Consider the following 22,648-nt stretch of genomic DNA (forward strand, 5'->3'; position numbering starts at 1 on the left):
AGAAAAGATAATAAATATCACCAGCTGATACTGATAATTGTTATGTATCATATAAGCTTTAGTTAGATTGATTTAATAATTATAGATCAAATATCGAAGTTTAAATATTAAAAGGAAAAAGGTCTTACCCCAAATGGGGCAAGACAGATCAATTTTATTATTGAGGAGTTAAAGACATAACTACAGTCTCAAGTGGTTGCAAGGTAATCATAGCTGTTTTATTAATAGAAGATGGTTTTTCAGCATGTAATTTACTCGCATAATCAATATTGATTTTATAACTTTGTATTGCATTAGTTGGTAATTCTAAATCATTTTGAAGATCAAGATAATAAACTTGTTCTTTATCTGACGGATTACGCAACGTGATAATTGATTTATCTTTAGTCCAACCAGCCCAACCGTATACCCCTAATTTAGTTGGATCTTTACCAATCCAGTGAGAGTCAAACAATACTTTTTGATTATCTTTAGCCCAATTCGCCGCCGTAGCTAACGTGTCCCAATTTTGAGTAGAAAGTAGTTCTGGTGTGATATACATTTCTTGAAGTTGGGTACCAGTTGCAAAGTAACTCCAAACTTGATCAGCAAAATCATCTTCACTTTCTTGTTCAAGATTTTTAGCTTGTTTTGCATACACAATACCATGGAGCATTAATGAATTTAATGGAAACAATGGTCCTTTCAATACAATTGAGCGGTAAGTTTCGGCATCACGATAAGTTAACCATTGCTGAACTTTACTACCCAGACCATAGTAATTCACATCATCCCCACCTCGCCATATTGAATCAGCATAAAATAACCAAGAAGGTGTAGCTTGTGTGCCGGTTGTTAAATTAATATAAAGGTTACTGTTAGCTGCTCGCATATCACGCATTAGATGAATCGCTGCATCAAAATCGCTGGTAAACTGACTTCCAGCAATGACTTTATCCGCATTGCCAGTACCATCTAACTTAAACATAGTAATATTCTGGTTATTAATCAATTCCAGTATGCGTTTATGAAAATTGGTATAATAATTAGGCCCTGATAAAGCTAATTTGCCATCCATAGTTTCATAACCAAGTTGAGGAGCATTCGCAACGCGTTTATCGCGTGGTTTATTGTATCCACCCCATGGTGATAGCCAAATACCTAAAGCTGCATGATATTTTTCAGAAGCCACTTTAAGCTTATTAAACTCATCAGGGAAGTTCTCACTAAATCCCCAATTTCCTTTTAAATTATCCCAGCCATCATCAAAAAGATAACCATTTAATTTAACGTTGCGTTTTTCAACCAATTCTTTTCCATACTGATCAATGCGCAATAAGGCTTCTTTTTCAGTATAAGGATTGAAAAAGCCAATATCTAACCAAGAGTTATAATGAAGATAAGGGCTATATGGACGATCTCGAACAGCGTCGAGGAATTCATTCACATTTCGCCTTAGCTGCCCATTTTCATAGGTACCAATATAAGTTTTGTATGTCAAAGTATGGTTAGGTTGTAATGGAATGGCTTGAGGAATTTTCTGTGTTACGCCACCTTCATAAGCAACAGTATTAGTTAACGGATTTTCGGGAATAATAAAGAACGTATCACTAATTATGGGTGAACTGACGATAGAACCATAAACAAATGGCGCCTGTGAATGAAATGGCATCAACGAAATAGCCGTCATTGAAAGTGGTTTGCTTTTAGGGGTGATTTGTAGTTCGAAACTAGCAAAATGATTACGATCATTTAAATCAAACACTGTTTGAATAGTGATATTCTCACCACTATAAGTTAACGTAATATTATTATCCTTTTGTTTTAAATTTTCTAATCGCAAATCTTTATCAGTCAATTTTTTACCTGAGCTCAGTGTGATTTCAAATAATGTGTTAACCTTGATTAGATCATTATTTTTGGCATTAATAAAATCTAAGGAAGTAATACTTGTTTGATCGTTATTATCTGATATTTTAATTATGGCATTTTGCCCAGCCAGTTGATAATCCTTAGCCCAAACAGAATATACAGGCAGACACAGAGAGGATATTATTCCGACGGTTATCCAATTTTTCATATATTTTTTCATTATTACCTCACTTTTGATAAAAAACTTAACGAAAAGATTAACTAATTAGGTAAATAGTATAAGTAAGGTTAAACAATCAAATTGTGATCATGGTAGCAGTTTGTATATTGTTAAAATTGGTCATAAAATACTTTCGTTTGTAACAAAATGAAATATTAAACATAACAATATAAGTAGCAAATTTTCTAAATTTAATTTAATTAACTTACGGTTAGGGAAAGAAATAGTAATTAAAACGGAAGCATTTTATTCAGATTGTATCTTTATTACTTTTATTATGTAATGTGATGAAGCTCACAATATCAAAATTTAAAACAAGCCATAGTGATCAATTATCCTGGTAAATTCAGAATGAAACACTTGGCAAGCAGGTTATCATGTAAGAATTAATGTTTATTTACTTGATGAATTATAGATAAAAAGGTGAATAGATATCACCAGCTGATACTGATAATTGTTATATATCTTTATTTTTTGACAAAACCATTAGTGATATCGTTACCTATTAGAACCCGGGATAGTGTTGTTCCGACAAGTGGACTAAAATATGCCTATATAGTAATTTTAAGTAGCTTTGTTTATCGAAGATTAGAGTTTTAATGTAACATTTACTTGGTCAGTTCAATGAAAAATAAATTAACTGCTATGCTTTTTATCTTTTTTGTATTAGCAATTTTCCCAACTGCGGTATGCTTATCTGCAACAAAAGAATATATTCATATAAGAGAAAATCTATATGAAGATAATAATGAATATTTGTATATATCATCATTTAATGATGATAATGAGCAAACTTATATTTCTGAGGTTGTTGTAAATAATACCAAACTACCGATTAACAAAATTTTGGATAAAGAAACTTATCATAATTTAGGGGTAACGCGTTATTCTCAGGATAAAAAAAATTCTTATTATCTGATAAATAATTCGTTCACTGTGGTTAATAGCATCCCTTGTTTGCAAGAAGAATATCAATTGATTCATGGTAATTTATATTCAGATAATGATGGAAAACTTCTTATTCGTATGATTGATAGTACCAATATAGATTGCCCTAAATATAATTATTTATCGAAAATCTGGTATCAAGGTAAAGATCAAGAATTATCAAAAGTGATCGATGTTGACAGTTATCAACATTTTGATCATTCAAATTATTCAAAAGATAAAAATCACGTTTATTACTTAAAATCTACATTAGATGGCGGTTATTTCTATATTCTTCCGGATATTGATACACTAACATTCTCGATAGTAAAAATAAAAAGTAATGAACAAGCATATCCTTTCATTTATTTAGCTAAAGATAGACATAATCTTTATGTTGATGATGAGATGTTGGATTATCGTTCTTTTAATGAATTACCCATTTCAGCGGAAGATAAAAATAAATTAGCAATAAAGTATTATTCAGTTAAAGAATAACTTTCAAATTGTATATTTCAAATATCGCATTTTGCGTTTAGCACTGAGAATTTTATCTAGTTTTCGCTATACTATTTTAATTTAGACCTATATTTAAAATTTAATTGGTTGGTTAATCTCCTGAAATAAATGCTTAGCAATAGTAAATTAACTAATCTTGGTGTAATAGCGTCAACAGCATTTTATGAAATTGCTTAGCATCTTTACCTAGAATTTCAAAAAATTGCTTATCTATTTGTTCGACTAAAGGTACCGTTTTATTGGCCATATCTAAACCACTTGGGGTCAAGGTAATGGATTTAGCTCGACTATCTTTAATCGATGTCGTTCGCATTATAAAAGCTTTTTTCTCCAAATTTTCCAGAATTTGTGAAATTGTCATTACATCAATATTGGTTTTAGTGGCTAAAATAACCTGAGTTATTTCATCTGGTTGTTGTGACAAATAGGCCAGAGTAGCTAGCACTACAAATTGGGGATGCGTAATTGACTGCTGTTTCAGGCATTTTTTTATGCTACCATGCCAAGACGAATAAGTTCTCATAAATAAAAAACCGACTGAATCAGCATCGTTTTGGAATTTGGATAAAAACTTAACGTCTTTGGTCATAATTTACCTTTCAATAAGACTTTTTAATAAATAGGCTTTATCAATAATATCATCGGATATCTGTTTTATAAAATCATAACATGATTTATCATCCATTTGTTTATCAGGTTGTAAGGCTATTTCTGCTTTCAGTGCATATTGATTGGGTGCCACAGTTATTATCTGATGGGAAAAATATAACTTCCCTATATCGGTCATATTAAATTCTTCAGTGAATTCTTGATTAATAATTACTTTAGATAAAGTTACAGCCATTGCCGGCATGTTTTGTAGTTTAAATACTCCTTTTACCCCAGTTTTAAGTTCGCCTTGAAGACTAAATTCCTCAAGATCGGTTTCCCATAATTTTCGTAAAGAAATATTGGTGTAGTATTGCCAAACTTTTTCTGGGTTAGCGATAGTAGGTAAAGTAAAAGTGATGGATATATTTGACATTATTTGCTCCTTAATATAATAAGTGTACATATTATATTATTACTTATTAAATTTACAACCAATTTTTTGCAAATTTAAATTAATTACAATTATCTAAAGACAATTACCCTTGTTTGGAAATGATGATTAAACAGATAGTATTAATACATATTGGTACAAAATAATTAGTGGGATAAAATATTCGACAACTGCATAGCATAAGCATCGATAATAAGGAAATTTCAATGCGCCAAAAAACAATTTACTCAATACTGTTTATTTTGGTTACTATTACATTAGCAATTATTTGTTTATTAACATTATTATTTTTGGTAGTTTTGGTAACAGATCTTTACGATGTACTTAGTCATAGTACTGATGAGTTTATATGTGGCTGTGAAGAGACAGAAGCTATTTTATTAGAAAATATTTTTTTATACACTGTAATTCTATGCGTAGATATTCTATTATTCTTTATATTATTCTTTGTATTCAAAAAGACACGAGCAAAAATGAAAAAATCTCAAAAAAGCAGATCATTAATAAACTAATACAATATTTATTACCTCTTAACCATCTTGTTTTTTCTTAATTAGCATTTTTCAACCTACTTATCATTATTGAACTTATATAAAATATTAGTATCAATCTTTTGGCGATGAGTTAATTTAACTATACAGGAGATATTGTATGACGATAAAAGTTTTAGGCTATGGTGCTACTCAAGTTAAAGCGAATCTGGCACCTTTGCATTTTGAACGTAGAGAAGTGCGGGCTGATGATGTAGAAATTGAAATCCTATATTGTGGTGTTTGTCATTCTGATCTTCATCAAGTAGAAAATGACTGGGGAATGTCGCATTATCCTTTAGTACCAGGTCATGAGATTGTCGGTAAAGTGGTTAAAGTGGGTGATAAGGTAACCAAATTCAAAGTAGGTGATATAGCGGGTGTTGGGTGCATTGTTGATTCTTGTCGACATTGTTCCCCATGTGAACATGGGCTTGAGCAATATTGTGAGGCAGGATTTATTGAGACATATAATGGCATAGATCCCCATGATAATATGCCTACTTATGGTGGTTATTCAGAAAGAATCATTGTTTCAGAAAGGTTTGCTTTGAAAATTCCTAAGGGGATACCATTAGAGGCTGCAGCGCCTTTATTATGTGCTGGGATAACTACATGGTCTCCACTTAAACATTGGCAAGTAGGTAAAAATACCCGAGTTGCAGTAGTTGGCTTAGGTGGACTTGGTCATATGGCGATAAAACTAGCCAAAGGATTAGGGGCTGAAGTAACTTTATTTACTCGTTCTAAAAATAAATCATCAGACGCTATCCGTTTAGGTGCTGATCACATTGTGTTATCCACTGATGAAGCACAAATGCAAGCGGTAAAAGGCAAATTCGATGTAATTATTGATACTGTTCCTAACGTTCATGATATTAATCCTTATTTAGCCACTTTATCGTTAAACGGTACCATTGTGCTGGTGGGTTATCTTGGACCTTTAGAACCATTTGTCCATAGTTTTGATCTAATATCTGGGCGCAAAACCGTTGCTGGCTCTATGATTGGTGGTATTCCTGAGACGCAAGAAATGTTAGATTTTTGTGCTGAGCATGGTATTAGTTCTGATGTAGAAGTGATTAATATCCAATATATCAATCAAGCATTTGCACGCATGAAGAAAAGTGATGTCAAATATCGTTTTGTGATCGATATGCAATCGCTTAAACAAGATAAGTAATGTTATTAATATAAAATGAAGCGTAGATAACAAGTTTCCAGACTACATCTATTGTTAACATCTAAAAAGGAAATTCAGATGAAAAAATTAATATTTATAATTTTAGTGGTATTCTCAACTTATCTTTATGCCGATTCACCTTTAACCTCGAGTGAATTTTATCTTAGTTATTCCGACTTTCCCCAAGTTATGAATGCCCATGACAGGGAGGATAAAACATTAACTGACAATGACATTCAATTTTTGACTGACAAAACAGTGATGCTGGATGCTAAATTAGCTTTAATTAATGCATTAGGTTTTAAACAAGCAGGTAAACATAATGAAGCTAAATACCTTAATAGAATAAATCCTAATATAAAATCTTATGATGAAGTATCGGGTATTTTAACATCAGCAGAAGAAGCTATTATTTTTGCATACTTATTAGCAATGGATGATTACTTTAATGTTGCACGAGCATTAGATATAGCTAAAAATGCCAGCAACAAAGCACCACAGAGTTTGGCTATTGCGCTCATATTAGGGTTAATTCAAGCTCAAATTGAATTAGACAATGATTGGTGTCAAGTATATAAAGTTGTTAATCATGTAAGGGAATTACCAAATTTAGAACAAGATATCAAACCAGACGCTGTAAAACAAATTTTTGAAAATTATCTTGATGATTATAAACAGTTTTGCAACTAAATGAGTTAATTATTATCACTACTAATATAAGTTATTGTTATTAAGACAGATAATTTTAAATGAAGGTAGTGATGGAACAAGCTAATTTTAGCGCATTAATTATGTTTGACTTGCTGTTAATCAAAAAAATAGCAACGTATTTATTGCAGTTGAATGAAACGATTTTTTACTAAATCGATTTGCACTTAAATATTAACTATAAGATTTTTAACCACATAATAAAATAGGATAATTTAATTAGTTATCCTATTTTATTTAGTAGATTAATGACTTAATGATATTGGATTGGTTGATCATCCTGTACTAATAATAAACAAGTATCACTAGTTGATGCAGCTTGTTGAATGCGTTGTTTATCCTGATCATTAAGATGATTTATGCAAGCAACGACATAACTACAGGTTTTATTTTTTAAAGCTTTTTCAATGGTGGAAATAAGATGTTCATTATTAAGATTAGTTAAATGTATAACTTTTTGTTGATCAAGCCCTATTATGTTTACCCATGAACGTTTTAACATAGGTCTCTCGGATAACCATAGTTGCCATTTTTTGGCTTTATTAAATGAACGTAATAAAGGTCGTTGTTGTTGTAAAACTTGTTGAAATGGTGATTCAAAGTTAATCGCCATAAGTTGTGGTGACGAATGTATAATAAGCATAATAACCTCAATACTGTATTAATATACAGTGTATATTAATACAGCGCTTTGCGGTTGTAAACTTTATTTTTATGCTTTTTCTATATTATTTTGATTAGTGCCGCTTTTAAGAACGCAATAATTGATAAGACCAAATACCAAAAAACGTCATTAACACTGAACCTATTACATGAATGGCAATGGTTATTAGTCCCCATGCTATTCGTCCTTCTTGAATAAAATCAACAATTTCAGCCGAAAAAGTTGAAAAAGTCGATAATCCCCCACAAAAACCAGTTATAACAAGTAAACGCCATTCTGGTGATAGACTTGAATGATTAAAAAAGGCAATAGCAAAACCAATAATATAGCCAGCAATTAAATTTGATAATAAGGTGCCTAAAGGAATGGCAAAAGCAATAATATTAAATTTAAGGGATAAAAACCAACGACACAGTCCACCAAAAACGGATCCAATGGCAATGGCAATCATGAGTTTTAACATAAAAAACGATCCTTAATTAAATCAAAAATTCATTTAAAGAAATATGTTGAAGATTATTTCAGGTATAACAAACTAAAGATGATCATAACAGTTGATAAGCAAAATGAATATCTTTTTAACATTGGAATGATTTACTAATAGCTTGATTATTACGCCACTTAAAGATTGATTAATCGACTCAAATTAAATTTAAAGCTAATAAATTATGTGAATGATATTAAATTTTTGCTAGTTTACGTTAAAATGATGCAACTATTTACTATCAATCTAAGGATTATTATGTACACCGGCATTGTTCAGGGTATTGGTCAAATTGTCGAAATTTCGGACCAAGATAAATTAAGAACCTATAAAGTAAAATTACCCCATAAATTGACGAGTAATATCGAAATTGGCGCATCGATTGCCAATGATGGTTGTTGTTTAACCGTAACGGATTTTGCAGATGACTGGGTCACCTTTGATATTATGGAAGAAACCTTAGCGTTAACCACATTAGGCGATAAAAAACAGCATGATTTGGTGAATATTGAGCGTAGCGCCAAGTACGGAGATGAAATTGGTGGGCATGTGATGTCTGGTCATGTTTCCTGTACAGCAACGATCGTAGATATTAAAAAAACCGGCACGAATTGTGCTATGAGGTTAGCGATGCCCGAGCAATTTATGAAATATGTGCTGTATAAAGGTTTTATCGGCATTGACGGCGCAAGCTTAACGATAGGTGATGTTAAAGATAATTGTTTTGAAATCCATCTTATTCCGGAAACACTTGCGATTACTACATTGGATACTAAAAAAGTTGGTGACAAGGTCAATATCGAAATTGATTCACAAACCCGAGCGATTGTTGATACCGTTGAACGAGTGCTGGCTGCAAAAAAGTAGATTAAGCGAATTTGTACCTAATTTCGGCGAATCTGTGCTGAATTTCTGCAATGAATAGTTTATTGTGTTTTTTTTAAGTAATTATAAGGAATAAACATGCACCAATTCAATTTCAATAAATTTAGGTCAATGCTTTTTGGTACATTGTTGCTGGGTTCAACTTATTGTATTGCTGCACCAATGGAATTAACGATCCCTGATTTAGAACAACACGGATTTACAGCGAAATTTATTGCTAATCAGTTTGGTTGCCAAGGTGAAAATATATCACCACAGATTTTATGGAAGAATTTACCGGAACAGGCCAAAAGCCTAGTCTTAACGATGTTCGATCCCGATGCGCCAACAGGATCTGGCTGGTGGCATTGGGTAATAGTGAATATTCCAGTATCAACGCAATCTATTGTGCAGTCTGCCGGTACGCATAGCGAATTGTTACCCAGTGGCAGTCAATTAATTCGTAATGATTTTGGGGTGAGTCATTATGGTGGTCCATGCCCTCCAAAAAAGACTAATCACCGCTATCAATTTACGCTTTATGCACTTGATATTGATCATATAGCAATAAATGATCAAACTACGCCAGCATTAATAGGGTTTATTGCTAATTCACATCAGATCGCTAAAGCGACCGTAAGCTACAATTACGCTCGCTAAGTCAAAGCATAACTGATTAAGTATTGATATTGTGAATTTCACATCAATTGGACAAATTAATCACATTACGCAAGGCTGTAATCAAAAGCTTAAGCAGATTGAGAACAGTGATGCCATGATGGTATATGTGCTAAATGGTGAAAAACATGTCGAATGTGGTGGGGAGCATTTTATAGTAAAAGCAGGGCAGCTAATGGCTATTCCGGCCAACATGCTAATGAATGTAACTAACTTATCAATTAATGACCAACAGTATCAAGCGCTTTGTTTTACTTGGTGTAGTGAGTTATTGCATCAGTTTGCACTATCTCACTTGCCAGCTAAAACTATTAGGCTAAGTAAAATTAGCGTACAAACACAATTAACAACCACGTTTATTGATCGATTAATGCAAATCGGAAATGAACTATTGACCGAAGATTTTAATAATTCATCACGTGATTTAACTTTGGTTAAACACCTGTTTTATGAGTTACTTATTCGATTGTCAGCTATGCACATTGCTTTTATGCCCACCAATCCTGACAAAATTAGCCAAAAAATCCGGCGAGTTATTGGTATGCAACCTAATAAAAAATGGTATGCCAGTGAATTAGCCAAACAATTTGCTTTAAGTGAATCGACATTACGACGACATTTAGCGCTGGAAGGATATAGCTTATCGCAAATTATATTAGATGTAAGGCTTAATTATGGATTGATGTTATTACAAACAAGTCAAAAATCTATACTACAAATCTCACAAGCAATAGGTTATGAATCAGGTTCCCGTTTTGCCTTTTACTTTAAAAAACGCTTTGGTTTTTCACCTAAACAGTTACGTCAATAATTTAATCACTATTTTTCTCTTTAAAACAGAGCAAAAACAAAAAAGTAGCGTTTTAATAGTATGTTACGTCATTAATATTGATTGTTAATTATTCATTTTGTTCCAATCATATTGCTGTAATTAATGGATATTATTGGCGTTTGAGCAATCCGACTTCCTGCTAATCAATCATGATTACATGCTATTCCAAATTAATCCGGAAAAAAATGTAATCGTCATATTTATTTATCTAATTATACTTTTAATCACGAGTTATGAATGAGTTGTCACAAGATATAAAAAAGGAGTTTAGTAATGCATAGACAAATAGAATTACTCAAACACCTTTTTAAAGAATCAGAATTTAAACCTGCTACTTATTTTAGTTCAACATTATCTATTTCAACTAAAACCATTTATGGTGATATTGAAAAGTTAAATGAACTTTTATTAACCGTTCCCAATACGGATATTTATATTGAAAAATCACCACGTAAAGGGTTAATGCTAATTGGTAATAAAGGTAATATCGAGCCAATAATTTCGTATTTAGAAAAGAATAATAGTCATGGTTATTTCAATAACAAGTCAAGAAGATTGACGCCTGAATATCGTCGTCTTGATATTGTTAAACGCTGTTTACTTAATCAAGAGCGTGTTTCTTTAGAACAGTTATCAAGTGATTACATTGTTAGTAAAACATCATTAAATAAAGATATTGAATTTATCAATCATTCCCTAGACCGCGAGAATGTCGCATTAAATGTTACTCATAAAAGTATTGTTGTTAAAGGGACAGAAAGTCAAATTCAACGCGCGATTAAATACTTCTTATCTTTATATATTACCAAACAAGATAGTCATTATTTAAATCAATTAATGCAATCGTTTATTGGTGATGATTCTTTCCGTCAGATTAGTGATCTCGTGTTTGAACATTATGAATCTTTAGTTCAACAGTCTTCTGAGTACTATTTATCTTCTCTGTTAATCTCAATTAGTATCCAGTTAAAACGATTAACCTTAGGTTATTCTACGGATGAAGAAGATGATTTGTTATTTAATCATATTAGGCATATGCAATCTTATTTGATGGCATCCGATCTTGCTAAAAAATTGGAAAATTATTTCACGATTCAATTTACAGTTAATGATATTAAATATTTAAGCAAGCTCTTTTTTGCGCATCGAATGATTGATGAATCGGTTTCAGCTGATGATCCTTTTTATATTGAAATTATTCGCAAAATCATAAAAAAAGTAGGAGCAATTGAGGGGATAGATCTTTCGAAGGATACTAAATTATTTCATTCTTTATTAGCACATTTCCCACCGATGATCACGCGGTTACAAAAACAAATAACAATCATCAATCCTATATTGGATGAAATAAAGGTCGAGTATTCAAAATTATTTAGTGTGTTATGGTATGCACTTTCAGATTTAGAACGTAAATTTGATGTAAATTTAAATGATCACGAAATATCATTTTTATTAATTCATTTTCAGATAGCGTTAGATAAAGCTGCCGATGCCAATAATATTGTTATTATCTGCCAATATGGTAACGCGTCTTCAAATTTAATTCACAACAAAGTTCGTCAACTTTTACCATCAAAAGATAATGTCGAAGTGTATTCAATTTCAAAGCTAACTGCTGAAAAAATTAGTAATATCGATTTGATTATTACCACTCTTGATATTAATAATCTAAATAAACCTGTGGTAAAAATATCATCCCTTTTAAACACCAAAGATTATCAAAATATTATTCAAGCATATGCTAATTATGTATTAAATAAACCGTCTAATTATCTTGAAAAATCTAGTCATTACCCATCAATAGCAAAATTTGTGACTCCGGATCTTATTCAATTGAATGTCGAAATTACGAATAAAACTGAATGCTTAGAATTGTTAATAGCAAAACTTGAAGCACTAGGGTATGTCCACAGTAACTATCGAAATTCAGTATTACATCGAGAGGAAATCGGCGACACATCAATTGAAAATGGTATTGCATTACCACATGGTTCGCCCATGTTTGTATCTAAATCAAGCATATCAATGATGACGTTAAATAAACCGATTAAATGGGGAATGATTGATGTCAGCATCATTATTATGGTCAGTCTTTCGGAAAAGAATATTAATAATATCAATGATGTTTTTACTGAAATTTATGAAATTGTCACAAATAAGCAAATTGTTTCTGACTTAAAAAGTGTGACAAGTTTTGAGCAATTAAAAATATTTTTAGACAATCAATGAGGAATAAAAAATGTACTTTGATCAACATTTATGCCTTTTTAATGTTAAGGCATTGAACAAAGAAGAAATTCTAACAAAAATGGCACAAATGTTATTTGCTAATGGCATTGTTAAGGAAGATTATTTACAAGGAATTTTGCAAAGAGAACAACAGTATCCTACTGGTTTATTGGTTAATGCAACTGGTTTTGCTATCCCTCATACCGATTCATCAAAAGTCAATCAATCACAGATTTGTTTTGCCTCGTTAAGTGAGCCAATTATTTTTTCAGGCATGACAGATCAAAACGAAAAAATTCCAGTCAAATTTATCTTTATGTTAGCGATGAAGCAACCTCATGAACAAATTGAAAATTTACAAAATCTAATCAGCTTATTTCAAAACGAACAAGAGATAAAACTATTAGAACAATGTAACTCAGTCAATGAATTTATCGCTATTTTAAATAATGCCGGAGTGAAGTAAAGGTATTCAAACTTTTAATTAAGGAGATATAAATGGATAGTGTAATTAACATTTTTCAATGGTTAATAAATTTGGGAGGCGTTGTCTTTTTGCCTGTCATAATTTTTATCATTGCATTATTTTTTAGAGTGAGCTTTTCTAAAGCTATTATGTCAGGGATTACTGTCGGTATTGGTATTGTTGGTTTAGGCTTGGTCATTACTTTATTATCGCAAACCTTAGGGGTAGCGATTCAACAAATGGGTGAGCAATACGGAACCTCACTAAGTATCATGGATATTGGTTGTGGTGTCGGTGGGCCACTAGCTTTTTCAACCACTTTAGGATTATTACTTATTCCCGTCTCTTTGATCATCAACTTTATATTCATCTCATTAGGTTGGACTCGGACTTTAAATGTTGATATTTGGAATTTCTGGTTTGCTATTTTCTTGGGATTGGTCTCTTATTCTGTAACCGGTTTATATTGGGTTGGTATTATCGGTTGTATTACTGCCGTGATGTTGCAATGGTTGCTTGCTGACTTATTACAAAAACCAGTTAGTTCTTTTTTTGGTTATCCGGGAATTTCAATTACTCACTTGATGGCATTATCCGGTGCAATAGTTGCAATACCATTAAATTGGTTATTTGACCGTATTCCAGGCTTTAATAAATTGAATGCTGATTCAGAAACATTAACTAAAAAATTTGGTATTTTTGGCGATACGGTGGTTATTGGTTTAATTATCGGTTTAGTCGTCGGTATTTTGGCAAAATATGATGTTTCACATATTGGGCAATTGGCGATTTCAACTGCGGCAATTATGAAAATCATGCCTAAAATGGTGGCTATGTTTATGGAAGGGCTACTACCAGTTGCCGAAGCAGCGCGTGAATTTACCAGTAAACGATTAAATGGCAAACAAGTTAATATCGGGATGGATGCAGCATTAACTGTCGGTCACCCTGCGGTAATGGCGACAGCGTTAATCATGGTGCCGGTTTCATTATTACTTGCCTTAATTTTACCTGGTAACAAAGTGCTTCCTTTTGGTGATTTAGCCTTCTACGCATTTGGTATTTGTTTAATGGTTCCATTCTTTAAAGGTAATATTATTCGCTCCATTTTAGGCGGCACCATTTATTTAGTTATCTGTCTATATATGGCGACCTGGCTTGCACCGGTTATCACAGATGTTTTCCATTTAGCTAACTATGATGTCGGCACCGCAGGTATTGTAACCGTTATTTTATGTGGATTATGGCCAGTAACACTATTTGTTTTATTGTTAAGTAACCTAGGGTATATCGGCTTAATTGGTTTAGCTGTCGTGATTCTATGTCTGCTTATATATGTCAATAAAATTAAGAAAATTGCAATGTACTAAAGGGATAAATCAAAATGAAAAAATTACTAATAATGTGTGGTGCAGGTCACGCGACTTCAACAATCGCAGTGAGTAAAGTTAATAAATGGCTAAGCGATGAAAAATTAACTGATCAAGTAAAAATTTATCAATCAAAAATTGCTGATGAACTAAATAAAATGGATACATATGATGTGGTGGTGAGTACCACAATTGTTCCTGACTCTATAAAAACTAAAGTAATAAATGGTTTGCCATTATTAACGGGTGTCAACTTATCCGAGTTTTTTTCTGAATTAAAAAGACGGTTAAATCTGTAATTAGCTACAGTTAACTAAATAACAATTATCACTATGCTCATCTAGTTTTATTTAGCTTAAATGACTAAAAATTTATTAATTAGGTGAGTGTACTAATTAGGATTAATCAGTATGAATATCTATCATCATTCTATAGAAATTAATACAGTAGCAGGACGGCATTCTTACCATGATATCAACAACGAATTAAAACAAGTTGTCCAAGAATCCAATATCCAAAATGGACAATTAACGGTTGCAACAACCCATACAACATGCTCACTTTTTTTTGATGAATGTATGCATGATACCAATTATTTTGGGGATGAATATTTGCATGTGGATATTAATAATGTTTTAGAAAAAATTGTGCCACGCATGACCAGTGAAAATCAATATCATAGCCCCGGACCAAAACATATCGAGTTTGGATTAGGATTAAGCGATCCGAATTATCCTGCTGAAAAGTGGGTAATGCTCAATACTGATGCGCATATTAAATCTTCGTTATTTGGTCATTTTTCGGTAGTATTTATTATCAAAGATGGAGAATTATTATTGGGTGAACTTGGTCGCCTTTATTTTGTGGATTGGGATGCATTGCGAGAAAGAAAGCGCAAAGTTAGTTTTATGGTAATGGGTAATTAAAAAAAGGACTCGCTATGATTCTTGCGCCATCATTATTCAATTCTGATCTTTACTTGATCAAAGAAAATTTACAAAAGTTAGATGCCCTTGGTATTACTCATTTGCATATTGATGTTATGGATAATCATTATGTGCCTAACTTAGGTTTTAACGCTAATTTGGTCAAAGATCTGAAAAAACATACTCATTTTGTATTAGATTGTCATCTTATGTTAGATAAACCTGAATTGTCTATTACTCATTTTATTGAAGCAAAACCTGACTTTATTACCTTCCATTTTGAGGCAACCGTTCACCATATATTTATCATTAATATGTTAGTAAAAAATGGTATCAAAGTCGGCATAGCGATTAACCCCAGCACGTCAATTGAGAGTATTAAAATGTTATTGCCGTTTATTGATTTAGTCTTGGTGATGACAATTAATCCTGGTCAAAAAGGTGAAGTTTTTCTGCCGTTTACACTGAGTAAAATTGCACAATTAAGCAGTGAAAAACAAAAAAATAATTTTCATTATGATATTCAAGTTGATGGCAATATTACTGACGAGACAATTTTGCCGTGTATCAAAGCTGGAGCCAATAATATCGTTTCAGGCGGTTTTATTTTCAATAATAATGAACTAGAACAAAATATAGCTAAATTGAAAAAAGCTATACATTAAGGAGTGAAAGATAATTATGCACATAAAGACCATATTGCAAAGTATATTAACTGAAATTTCTACGCAATCAGAAAATCTTCCTGAAGATCAGTTAAATCATTTTATTGACACTCTGATTAATTCAAAGCATATTTTTTTATCAGGTTGTGGTCGTTCAGGCTTGATGATAGGTGCTTTTGCCAATCGATTAATGCATCTAGGTTTAGAGGTGAGTTTGGTTAATGAGATCACCAAACCCAAAGCAAATGCAGGGGATTTATTAATTATTGGTTCAAGTTCGGGTGAAACCAAAAGTTTAATTTGTTATGCAGAGCAAGCTAAAAAATTAGGTGCAAAAGTAGCATTATTCACCGCTAATAATTCGTCAACGCTAGCTCAATTAGCTGATATTATGGTGGTTATGCCAAATACGATAATTAAATCAAAACAACCTATGGGCAGCACGTTTGAACAGCTTTCGCTTCTCATTTATGACAGTATTATTTTAAGTTTGATGAATAAACTGCAACAATCACCTGAAGTAATGAAATCCAGACACGCTAATATTGAATAAATCTGAATGTAAATATTAAGCATTAATCATTCGGTTAGCACGAATATTTATACTGAAGCGTATGGTTGACCTGAAACTTTTTGTCAACCATTTTATTATTTAACTCTTTATTAATAGTGTTATTTTTCATTAACTAATAAATGACTAATTTCCACTATATCAGATGGAGTGGTTTGGCAGCAGCCACCGATTAATTTTGCCCCTAACTTAGTCCAAATGGCTATTTGATTAGTAAAGGTACAATTATGTTGCGGATTGTGGTGCCATTGTTTAGTGCTTGGATCATATTGTTCGCCTGAATTTGGATAAACAATAAGAGGTTTTGCGGTCAACTGTTGCAATGTTGTTAGTGCTGAGGTGACTTTATCCAGTGCAATACAGTTAACTCCAATAGCTATGACTTGATCAACTTGATTTAAATACTCAACGACTATTGATAATGGTGTACCATCACTAATATGCTTAGCATCTTTTAATGTCATCGAAAACCAGCAGGTCATATGCGGAAATTGTTGCAATAGTTTAGATAATGCTTTGATTTCAGCAAAACAGGGCATGGTTTCACAAGCTAACAGATCGACCTCAGCTTCGATAAGAGCTTGCATACGAATGCGATGAAAATCAATAAATTCGGACTCTGACAGCTGGTAATCCCCAGTATATTCTGAACCATTGGCTAAGTAGGCACCATAGGGACCCACAGAACCGGCAATTAATAGTGGTTTATGTTGCGGTATTTCAGCTAAATAGCGTTGTTTGGCTTGCTGTGCTAGCTCAACACTTTTTTTGATTAAAGCAATTGATTGAGTGTTATCCATACCTTTTTGGGCAAACCCGCGCGGTGTAGCCTGATAACTTGCGGTTATGGCACAGTCAGCGCCAGCTTTAAAATAATCATAATGAACTTGTTTAATAAGTTCTGGTTGTTCAATTAATACTTTGGCTGACCATAAACTGTCATTAAGATCACATCCTCGGCGTTGTAATTCACTAGCAAGTGCACCATCTATAATAATGTAATTTTTATGCTTTAATAATTCTATAATTGGATTATTGATTTGCATTGCTGGTATCTCGTTTTTGATAAACTCGGGTAAAGTGATGGGCTATATAGCAAATTCCAACAAAAGGAATACCACAATAAAGTGCAATTCGTTGTTCTGGATCAAAAGCCAGTCCAATACAAGCAATTAAGCATAAGATAAAGCCTAGAATTGGTACTAATGGATATAATGGCGCTTTATATTTTAATGAACTTTGTTCCACAACTGTTAATTGTTTTCTAAAAAAGTAATGTGATGCACAAATACTAAGCCAAACGGCAACTACAGCAAAACCAGATATAGCCGTTAATGCCACAAACACAGTATCTGGTGCAATCACACTTGATAATAAGGCTAAAAGTCCACCAAGCATGCTAATGCCAATTGCAAAGGCTGGAATACCTTTTGACGTTAATTTACTAAAACACTTAGGTAAAGTACCTTCATTAGATAGCGACCATAACATGCGCCCGGAAGCATAAAGTCCGGAATTCGCTGCCGATAAAATAGCGGTTAAAATCACAAAATTAAAAAAGTCAGCTGCATAAGGTAAACCAATATTTTCAAACACCATGACAAAAGGGCTGGTAATGACACCGGCTTGATCCATTGGTAATAGGGCTGCTAATACAAAAATAGTGCCAATAAAGAAAATGATTAACCGCAAAATAGTGGTTTTTATTGCAAGAGGAATAGTTCTTTCCGGATTATGTGCTTCGCCAGCCGCTATACCGATTAATTCGGTACCGGAAAAGGCAAAGTTAACCGAAACCATGGTCATAATGATTGGTGTGATGCCATTGGGGAACCAACCACAATCAGTAATATTATGTAAAAATGGTGCCGGCATATCATTTCTCATCGGTATAAAACCAAATATAGCACCGCTACCAGCAATAATAAAAATGATAATGGTGATAACTTTTATAATTGAAAACCAAAATTCACTTTCAGCAAAAAACTGCGCAGTGATAATATTCAAACCAAAAATAACACCACAAAAAATTAAACACCACACCCAAACCGGCACACTATCAAACCAGTATCTCATACATAAACCAGCTGCGGTTAGGCTTGAACCTAAAGCAACAGTCCAAGTAAGCCAATAAAGCCAAGCTACCGTATAACCTGTCCCTGGACTAATAAAGCGCGAAGCATAAGTATGAAATGCCCCCGTTTCTGGCATAGCAACCGCTAGTTCACCAAGGCATAACATCACTAAATACACGACTAAGGCACCGATTAAATAAGCAATAATAGCACCAATAGCGCCAGCAGTAGCGATAATATAGCCAGTATTGAAAAATAGCCCTGTACCAATAACACCACCTAAAGATAACATAATTAGATGCCGGGTTTTCATGGTACGTTTAAATTGATTTTTGCCACTTTGTGATGATGAATTTACGTTCATAAGGTGTTTTAAAGTTAGTTTATTGAGATTTATTCCACCAGTTTAACTGATGGAATAAGTAATATTGGCTCTATAATTTATAACTACTTAAAAGCCATTTAATAGTTCTTGTCTAAGCATCTTTTCGCCGTTGACTTTTATTATGTCATTTTCCTTTGTATATTCAACATCCGAGAAAATACCGTCGGTATTACCTTTCTTAAAGGTCAAAATTTTAACATTACTTAATAACATTTGCGTATTCATTCTTATAAGTTGTTTCACATTATCAATTTGTTCTTGCGAAACATTACTTTCATTGTTTTCAGCGGCTTCAGTTTGTACTGCCATGTAAGCTAGTACATCAAAAGGTATTTCGAGTTTTAAGTTTAAATTTTCATAATTCTCAAAATTTAGAAAATAGCTAGTGTCCGGGATTTTATTGCTATCAATCATTTTTGCATTAGAACTAATATTAATATCACCTACAACATTATGCCAATTGAATGTATTTAATGAAAAATTGCTATTAGATACTTCAAAGTGATTGGTTTGGTCATCAATATCACCATATAAATCATAGTAATCAAATAATTTCTTATCAAGCCCTTGGAAAGCAAAATCTACTATGCCTGAGCCAAGATTTTGTTGTCCATAAATAACTGAATCAACATTAACGCGAAATAAACCGTCAACAGTATCGGCTTTATTTAATGTATTTTTTTGGTTTAATGAAAGTTTGTTGAATTCAATCGGTAGTGTTTGTCGGTTCTCATTTAGCTTAAATATCAATTTATCTATGCTATTTTGTACTTCCAAATCATTATTTTTAGAATTGATACTGCCATTTAATTTGAAATTGTCTACTGAAGTGTCTAGTTGCGAATAGCTATCAATATCATCTTTTATATGCAAATTGCCAATATATACATCAAAGTCAATCATCGCTTTTTCTTTATTTGGTTTAGTTGATATAGTTAAATTATTTAATGAAAATGAATTATTATTTGTTGATGCGATCGAATCATCGAATGACAATGTGCTATCATCTGTTTCAATATAATTGAGTTTATCTAAACGAGCATCAACCTGAAGATTGACAAAATCTTTATCACTTTCAAAAGTAAAATCACCCTCGGAAATAGTGAATATGCCATTAAGATCTTTTAAATCAGTTGGTGTAGCTGATAGCGCTTGATTGGTAACTTTTGCTTGTACATAATTTTGATAACTTATAGCTGCATGGCCACTTATAAATGGCTTGTTACCTAATAGTTTCCACAGATCCGGAGCTGCTTGTTCAGACATTTGGTATTCAATCCAGGCCATCTGAGGGGAAAATACACCTTTAGCTAAAGCCGCCATGGGGAAGGGGCCGTGATGAATGATGATATCATCATCAAATAATTTGTTAGGTAGGGAATCAGTATCATAACTATCTCTAGGTGACAAGGTCACAATTAAATGCATTTTGGTGGAAAAGATATTTTTTTCCAAGTTATTTTGTTTTATTGCTATATTATATTCATTTTGATAATGATTAACTTGTGCGGTAATTTCTTCAAGTTTATTATCAATATTACTCTCAATTATATTACCTGTGTACCATGCGGTACCAACATATCCAATACCTAATATTGCAATGATGCCAAAGGCAAGGGTAGTTTTTTTCATTATTGTTTATTCCTATATAATGTTGCTATTTTTCTGTAGGTTTAGAAAATATGGCTAATAGATTTTTAATATATTCAATGAGTTCTAAATGTTGCAAATCCACTTTGAGCAATTTTAATCTATTTAAACTTGTTAAGCGATAATTTTTTGGATCTCTTTGGATTAGCGAGATTAAATCATCCTTTGCAATATTAGTGTTTATAAGTAAGTCTTAAGAGTGGTAAGTTTGAAATTATTCCGCCGGTAAAAGCAGCGGAATAATTTTAGAGTTTACAGCTATTCCTGCATAAAATCCTCTAGGAATTCTTCTCTAGGAATGTTCATACCGTTGATTTTTATCATGCCATTTTCTCTTGAATATTCAACATCGGAGAAAATACCAAGCGTATCATTTTTCTTGAAGGTCAGGAATTTAACATTCTGTAAGAACATTTGCGACAACATGCCTAAAGATTGTTTTGCTTTATTAATATCAGATTGTGAAATTTCATTTTCCTGATTACTACCAGCCTCAATTTGAGCTGATATGTAAGCTAACACATCTAAAGGTGCATCGATTTTCAGATTAAAACTATCAATTTTGTCAAAATTATACGCATCCCTGACTTGATTAGTATCAACCACTTTAGCATTAGCACTAATATTAATATCACCCGCAGTATTGTGCCAATTGAGTTGCTTTAATTTAAGTTCAACATTGGACATACCAGACTCATCTATATTACGATATAAATCGCCTAACCTATAGAAAAGGAAGAACTTCTTATCAAGCCCTTGGAAATCAAAATCAAATGTAACTGAACCTAGATTTTGTTTACCATAGAAGATGGATTCAAGATTAAATTGTAATAAACCATCAACGGTATTCGATGCATTTAAGTTATTTTTTTGGTTTAAAACAAATTTATTTAATTCAACTGGTTGAATTTGCATTAAACCTATTGGTTTATATATTAATTTATCTATGCTATTTTGCACATTTATATCATTATTTTTATAATTGACACTACCTTTTAATTTAAAATTATCTATGGTAGTTTCTAATTGCGAATGACGATAAGGACCATCTTGCATAAGCAGATTGCCAACATTTACATCAAAATCAACAACATTACTCTCGCTACTTGGTTTGGCAGATAGGTTTAAATTTTTTAATGAAAGTGAACTATTATCGTTTTCAATATAATTTAACTTATCTAAACGGGCATTAACAAGTATTTTTTCAAAATCGGCATCGCTTTCAAAAGTATAATTCCCCTCGGAAATTGAAAGTATGCCATCAAAATTTTTTAAATCAGCTGGCGAAGCTTCCAGCGCTTGGTTGGTAACTTTTACTCGTAGATAATTTTGATAACTTATACCTGCCTGGCCACTTATGAATGGCTTGTTGCCTAATAGTTTCCAGAGTTCAGGCGCTGCTTGTTCAGACATTTGGTATTCTATCCATGCCATTTGCGGTGAAAATGTTCCTTTAGCTAAAGCTGCGATTGGGAATGGACCATGATGGATTATGATATCATCATCAAATAATTTGTTAGGTTGGGAATCAGTGTCATAACTATCCCTAGGTGACATTGTCACAGTTAAATGCAATTTAGTCGAAAAGATGTTTTTTTCCAAATAACTGTGGCTGATAGCTATATTATATTCGTTTTGATAATTATTAACTTTTTTAGTAATTTCTTTAAACTCATTATCAATATTACTTTCAATAACTTTACCCGTATACCATGCAGTACCAACGTAAGCAATACCTAATACGGCTACAACACCAATACCTAGTGTAGTCTTTTTCATGTTCATTAATTCCCTGTGTAAAATCTAATA

Annotated in this window: 23 protein-coding genes; 14 read left to right on the forward strand and 9 right to left on the reverse strand. The window is 32.4% G+C overall.

What is annotated here, in order from left to right; all coding sequences use genetic code 11:
• Positions 1 to 157 precede the first annotated feature (157 nt).
• Positions 158 to 2,071 (reverse strand): enterotoxin, encoded by a 1,914-nt coding sequence (locus Q0K76_RS05150; RefSeq protein WP_294612421.1) that lies wholly within the window; start codon positions 2,069 to 2,071, stop codon positions 158 to 160.
• Between the two features lie 624 nt (positions 2,072 to 2,695).
• Here Q0K76_RS05150 and Q0K76_RS05155 point away from each other — a divergent pair.
• Positions 2,696 to 3,496 (forward strand): hypothetical protein, encoded by an 801-nt coding sequence (locus Q0K76_RS05155; protein ID WP_294612423.1) that lies wholly within the window; start codon positions 2,696 to 2,698, stop codon positions 3,494 to 3,496.
• Between the two features lie 151 nt (positions 3,497 to 3,647).
• On the opposite strand, the gene Q0K76_RS05160 is transcribed toward Q0K76_RS05155, so the two are convergent.
• Entirely contained in the window at positions 3,648 to 4,106 is a 459-nt protein-coding gene (locus Q0K76_RS05160) for a MarR family winged helix-turn-helix transcriptional regulator (RefSeq protein ID WP_294612425.1), read from the reverse strand.
• Between the two features lie 3 nt (positions 4,107 to 4,109).
• On the reverse strand, positions 4,110 to 4,541 hold the full coding sequence (locus Q0K76_RS05165; protein WP_294612428.1) for a hypothetical protein: 432 nt from the start codon (positions 4,539 to 4,541) through the stop codon (positions 4,110 to 4,112).
• A gap of 224 nt (positions 4,542 to 4,765) precedes the next feature.
• On the opposite strand from Q0K76_RS05165, the gene Q0K76_RS05170 reads away from it, so the two are divergent.
• The 3 genes from Q0K76_RS05170 (at position 4,766) to Q0K76_RS05180 (ending at position 6,962) form a co-directional block, all read left to right on the forward strand.
• Complete coding sequence (locus tag Q0K76_RS05170; protein WP_294612431.1) at positions 4,766 to 5,071, forward strand: hypothetical protein; 306 nt, start codon at positions 4,766 to 4,768, stop codon at positions 5,069 to 5,071.
• Between the two features lie 139 nt (positions 5,072 to 5,210).
• Positions 5,211 to 6,272 (forward strand): NAD(P)-dependent alcohol dehydrogenase, encoded by a 1,062-nt coding sequence (locus Q0K76_RS05175; protein ID WP_294612435.1) that lies wholly within the window; start codon positions 5,211 to 5,213, stop codon positions 6,270 to 6,272.
• A gap of 78 nt (positions 6,273 to 6,350) precedes the next feature.
• Positions 6,351 to 6,962 carry a hypothetical protein gene (locus Q0K76_RS05180; RefSeq protein ID WP_294612438.1) on the forward strand — a complete coding sequence of 204 codons (612 nt, stop codon included), beginning with the start codon at positions 6,351 to 6,353 and terminating at the stop codon, positions 6,960 to 6,962.
• A 271-nt stretch (positions 6,963 to 7,233) separates the two neighbouring features.
• On the opposite strand, the gene Q0K76_RS05185 is transcribed toward Q0K76_RS05180, so the two are convergent.
• The gene (locus Q0K76_RS05185; protein WP_294612440.1) at positions 7,234 to 7,623 is read right to left on the reverse strand and encodes a SulA-like leucine-rich domain-containing protein; all 390 of its coding nucleotides are present in this window, start codon (positions 7,621 to 7,623) and stop codon (positions 7,234 to 7,236) included.
• 106 nt (positions 7,624 to 7,729) lie between these two features.
• Positions 7,730 to 8,107 carry a fluoride efflux transporter CrcB gene (crcB, locus tag Q0K76_RS05190; protein ID WP_294612443.1) on the reverse strand — a complete coding sequence of 126 codons (378 nt, stop codon included), beginning with the start codon at positions 8,105 to 8,107 and terminating at the stop codon, positions 7,730 to 7,732.
• A 279-nt stretch (positions 8,108 to 8,386) separates the two neighbouring features.
• Between crcB and Q0K76_RS05195 the strand changes: the two genes are divergently transcribed.
• The 10 genes from Q0K76_RS05195 to hxlB all read left to right on the forward strand — a co-directional run bounded on the left by Q0K76_RS05195 (position 8,387) and on the right by hxlB (position 16,711).
• A complete protein-coding gene (locus Q0K76_RS05195; protein WP_294612445.1) occupies positions 8,387 to 8,995 on the forward strand; it encodes a riboflavin synthase subunit alpha in 609 nt (202 codons plus the stop codon).
• 96 nt (positions 8,996 to 9,091) lie between these two features.
• A complete protein-coding gene (locus tag Q0K76_RS05200; protein ID WP_294612447.1) occupies positions 9,092 to 9,652 on the forward strand; it encodes a YbhB/YbcL family Raf kinase inhibitor-like protein in 561 nt (186 codons plus the stop codon).
• A gap of 31 nt (positions 9,653 to 9,683) precedes the next feature.
• A complete protein-coding gene (locus tag Q0K76_RS05205; RefSeq protein WP_294612449.1) occupies positions 9,684 to 10,481 on the forward strand; it encodes an AraC family transcriptional regulator in 798 nt (265 codons plus the stop codon).
• A 294-nt stretch (positions 10,482 to 10,775) separates the two neighbouring features.
• On the forward strand, positions 10,776 to 12,731 hold the full coding sequence (locus tag Q0K76_RS05210) for a PTS sugar transporter subunit IIA (RefSeq protein WP_294612451.1): 1,956 nt from the start codon (positions 10,776 to 10,778) through the stop codon (positions 12,729 to 12,731).
• Positions 12,732 to 12,741: 10 nt separating this feature from the next.
• Entirely contained in the window at positions 12,742 to 13,197 is a 456-nt protein-coding gene (locus Q0K76_RS05215; protein ID WP_294612453.1) for a PTS sugar transporter subunit IIA, read from the forward strand.
• A gap of 32 nt (positions 13,198 to 13,229) precedes the next feature.
• Positions 13,230 to 14,567: a PTS transporter subunit IIC gene (locus Q0K76_RS05220; RefSeq protein ID WP_294612456.1), complete on the forward strand. Its 1,338-nt coding sequence runs from the start codon at positions 13,230 to 13,232 to the stop codon at positions 14,565 to 14,567.
• A gap of 14 nt (positions 14,568 to 14,581) precedes the next feature.
• A complete protein-coding gene (locus Q0K76_RS05225; RefSeq protein ID WP_294612459.1) occupies positions 14,582 to 14,866 on the forward strand; it encodes a PTS sugar transporter subunit IIB in 285 nt (94 codons plus the stop codon).
• A 111-nt stretch (positions 14,867 to 14,977) separates the two neighbouring features.
• Complete coding sequence (locus Q0K76_RS05230; protein ID WP_294612462.1) at positions 14,978 to 15,493, forward strand: YjbQ family protein; 516 nt, start codon at positions 14,978 to 14,980, stop codon at positions 15,491 to 15,493.
• A 14-nt stretch (positions 15,494 to 15,507) separates the two neighbouring features.
• Positions 15,508 to 16,158 carry a ribulose-phosphate 3-epimerase gene (locus Q0K76_RS05235; protein ID WP_294612465.1) on the forward strand — a complete coding sequence of 217 codons (651 nt, stop codon included), beginning with the start codon at positions 15,508 to 15,510 and terminating at the stop codon, positions 16,156 to 16,158.
• Positions 16,159 to 16,174: 16 nt separating this feature from the next.
• Entirely contained in the window at positions 16,175 to 16,711 is a 537-nt protein-coding gene (hxlB, locus tag Q0K76_RS05240; protein ID WP_294612467.1) for a 6-phospho-3-hexuloisomerase, read from the forward strand.
• A 119-nt stretch (positions 16,712 to 16,830) separates the two neighbouring features.
• Here hxlB and mmuM read toward each other — a convergent pair whose 3' ends face one another.
• From mmuM to Q0K76_RS05260, 4 genes are all read right to left on the reverse strand, one after another.
• Entirely contained in the window at positions 16,831 to 17,775 is a 945-nt protein-coding gene (mmuM, locus tag Q0K76_RS05245; protein ID WP_294612469.1) for a homocysteine S-methyltransferase, read from the reverse strand.
• Positions 17,762 to 19,168, reverse strand: a complete 1,407-nt coding sequence (gene mmuP, locus Q0K76_RS05250; protein ID WP_294612471.1) for an S-methylmethionine permease — start codon at positions 19,166 to 19,168, stop codon at positions 17,762 to 17,764. The genes mmuM and mmuP overlap by 14 nt, the downstream gene beginning before the upstream one ends.
• Positions 19,169 to 19,255: 87 nt before the next feature.
• A complete protein-coding gene (locus Q0K76_RS05255; protein ID WP_294612473.1) occupies positions 19,256 to 20,821 on the reverse strand; it encodes a DUF945 family protein in 1,566 nt (521 codons plus the stop codon).
• Between the two features lie 276 nt (positions 20,822 to 21,097).
• Positions 21,098 to 22,618, reverse strand: coding sequence for a DUF945 family protein (locus Q0K76_RS05260; RefSeq protein ID WP_294612475.1), 1,521 nt, complete (start codon positions 22,616 to 22,618; stop codon positions 21,098 to 21,100).
• Between the last annotated feature and the right edge of the window lie 30 nt (positions 22,619 to 22,648).

It is taken from the genome of uncultured Gilliamella sp. (genome assembly GCA_945271295.1).
Taxonomy (GTDB): domain Bacteria; phylum Pseudomonadota; class Gammaproteobacteria; order Enterobacterales; family Orbaceae; genus Gilliamella.

Excerpts from the sequence above, each read along its gene's own strand:
- Q0K76_RS05230 (WP_294612462.1), top strand. The coding sequence starts at position 14,978 with ATGAATATCTATCATCATTCTATAGAAATTAATACAGTAGCAGGACGG.
- Q0K76_RS05260 (WP_294612475.1), bottom strand. The coding sequence starts at position 22,618 with ATGAAAAAGACTACACTAGGTATTGGTGTTGTAGCCGTATTAGGTATT.
- Q0K76_RS05210 (WP_294612451.1), top strand. The coding sequence starts at position 10,776 with ATGCATAGACAAATAGAATTACTCAAACACCTTTTTAAAGAATCAGAA.
- Q0K76_RS05155 (WP_294612423.1), top strand. The coding sequence starts at position 2,696 with ATGAAAAATAAATTAACTGCTATGCTTTTTATCTTTTTTGTATTAGCA.
- Q0K76_RS05160 (WP_294612425.1), bottom strand. The coding sequence starts at position 4,106 with ATGACCAAAGACGTTAAGTTTTTATCCAAATTCCAAAACGATGCTGAT.
- Q0K76_RS05195 (WP_294612445.1), top strand. The coding sequence starts at position 8,387 with ATGTACACCGGCATTGTTCAGGGTATTGGTCAAATTGTCGAAATTTCG.
- Q0K76_RS05175 (WP_294612435.1), top strand. The coding sequence starts at position 5,211 with ATGACGATAAAAGTTTTAGGCTATGGTGCTACTCAAGTTAAAGCGAAT.
- Q0K76_RS05185 (WP_294612440.1), bottom strand. The coding sequence starts at position 7,623 with ATGCTTATTATACATTCGTCACCACAACTTATGGCGATTAACTTTGAA.
- Q0K76_RS05225 (WP_294612459.1), top strand. The coding sequence starts at position 14,582 with ATGAAAAAATTACTAATAATGTGTGGTGCAGGTCACGCGACTTCAACA.
- Q0K76_RS05170 (WP_294612431.1), top strand. The coding sequence starts at position 4,766 with ATGCGCCAAAAAACAATTTACTCAATACTGTTTATTTTGGTTACTATT.
- Q0K76_RS05235 (WP_294612465.1), top strand. The coding sequence starts at position 15,508 with ATGATTCTTGCGCCATCATTATTCAATTCTGATCTTTACTTGATCAAA.
- Q0K76_RS05255 (WP_294612473.1), bottom strand. The coding sequence starts at position 20,821 with ATGAAAAAAACTACCCTTGCCTTTGGCATCATTGCAATATTAGGTATT.
- hxlB (WP_294612467.1), top strand. The coding sequence starts at position 16,175 with ATGCACATAAAGACCATATTGCAAAGTATATTAACTGAAATTTCTACG.
- crcB (WP_294612443.1), bottom strand. The coding sequence starts at position 8,107 with ATGTTAAAACTCATGATTGCCATTGCCATTGGATCCGTTTTTGGTGGA.
- Q0K76_RS05150 (WP_294612421.1), bottom strand. The coding sequence starts at position 2,071 with ATGAAAAAATATATGAAAAATTGGATAACCGTCGGAATAATATCCTCT.
- mmuM (WP_294612469.1), bottom strand. The coding sequence starts at position 17,775 with ATGCAAATCAATAATCCAATTATAGAATTATTAAAGCATAAAAATTAC.
- Q0K76_RS05215 (WP_294612453.1), top strand. The coding sequence starts at position 12,742 with ATGTACTTTGATCAACATTTATGCCTTTTTAATGTTAAGGCATTGAAC.
- mmuP (WP_294612471.1), bottom strand. The coding sequence starts at position 19,168 with ATGAACGTAAATTCATCATCACAAAGTGGCAAAAATCAATTTAAACGT.
- Q0K76_RS05180 (WP_294612438.1), top strand. The coding sequence starts at position 6,351 with ATGAAAAAATTAATATTTATAATTTTAGTGGTATTCTCAACTTATCTT.
- Q0K76_RS05165 (WP_294612428.1), bottom strand. The coding sequence starts at position 4,541 with ATGTCAAATATATCCATCACTTTTACTTTACCTACTATCGCTAACCCA.
- Q0K76_RS05220 (WP_294612456.1), top strand. The coding sequence starts at position 13,230 with ATGGATAGTGTAATTAACATTTTTCAATGGTTAATAAATTTGGGAGGC.
- Q0K76_RS05200 (WP_294612447.1), top strand. The coding sequence starts at position 9,092 with ATGCACCAATTCAATTTCAATAAATTTAGGTCAATGCTTTTTGGTACA.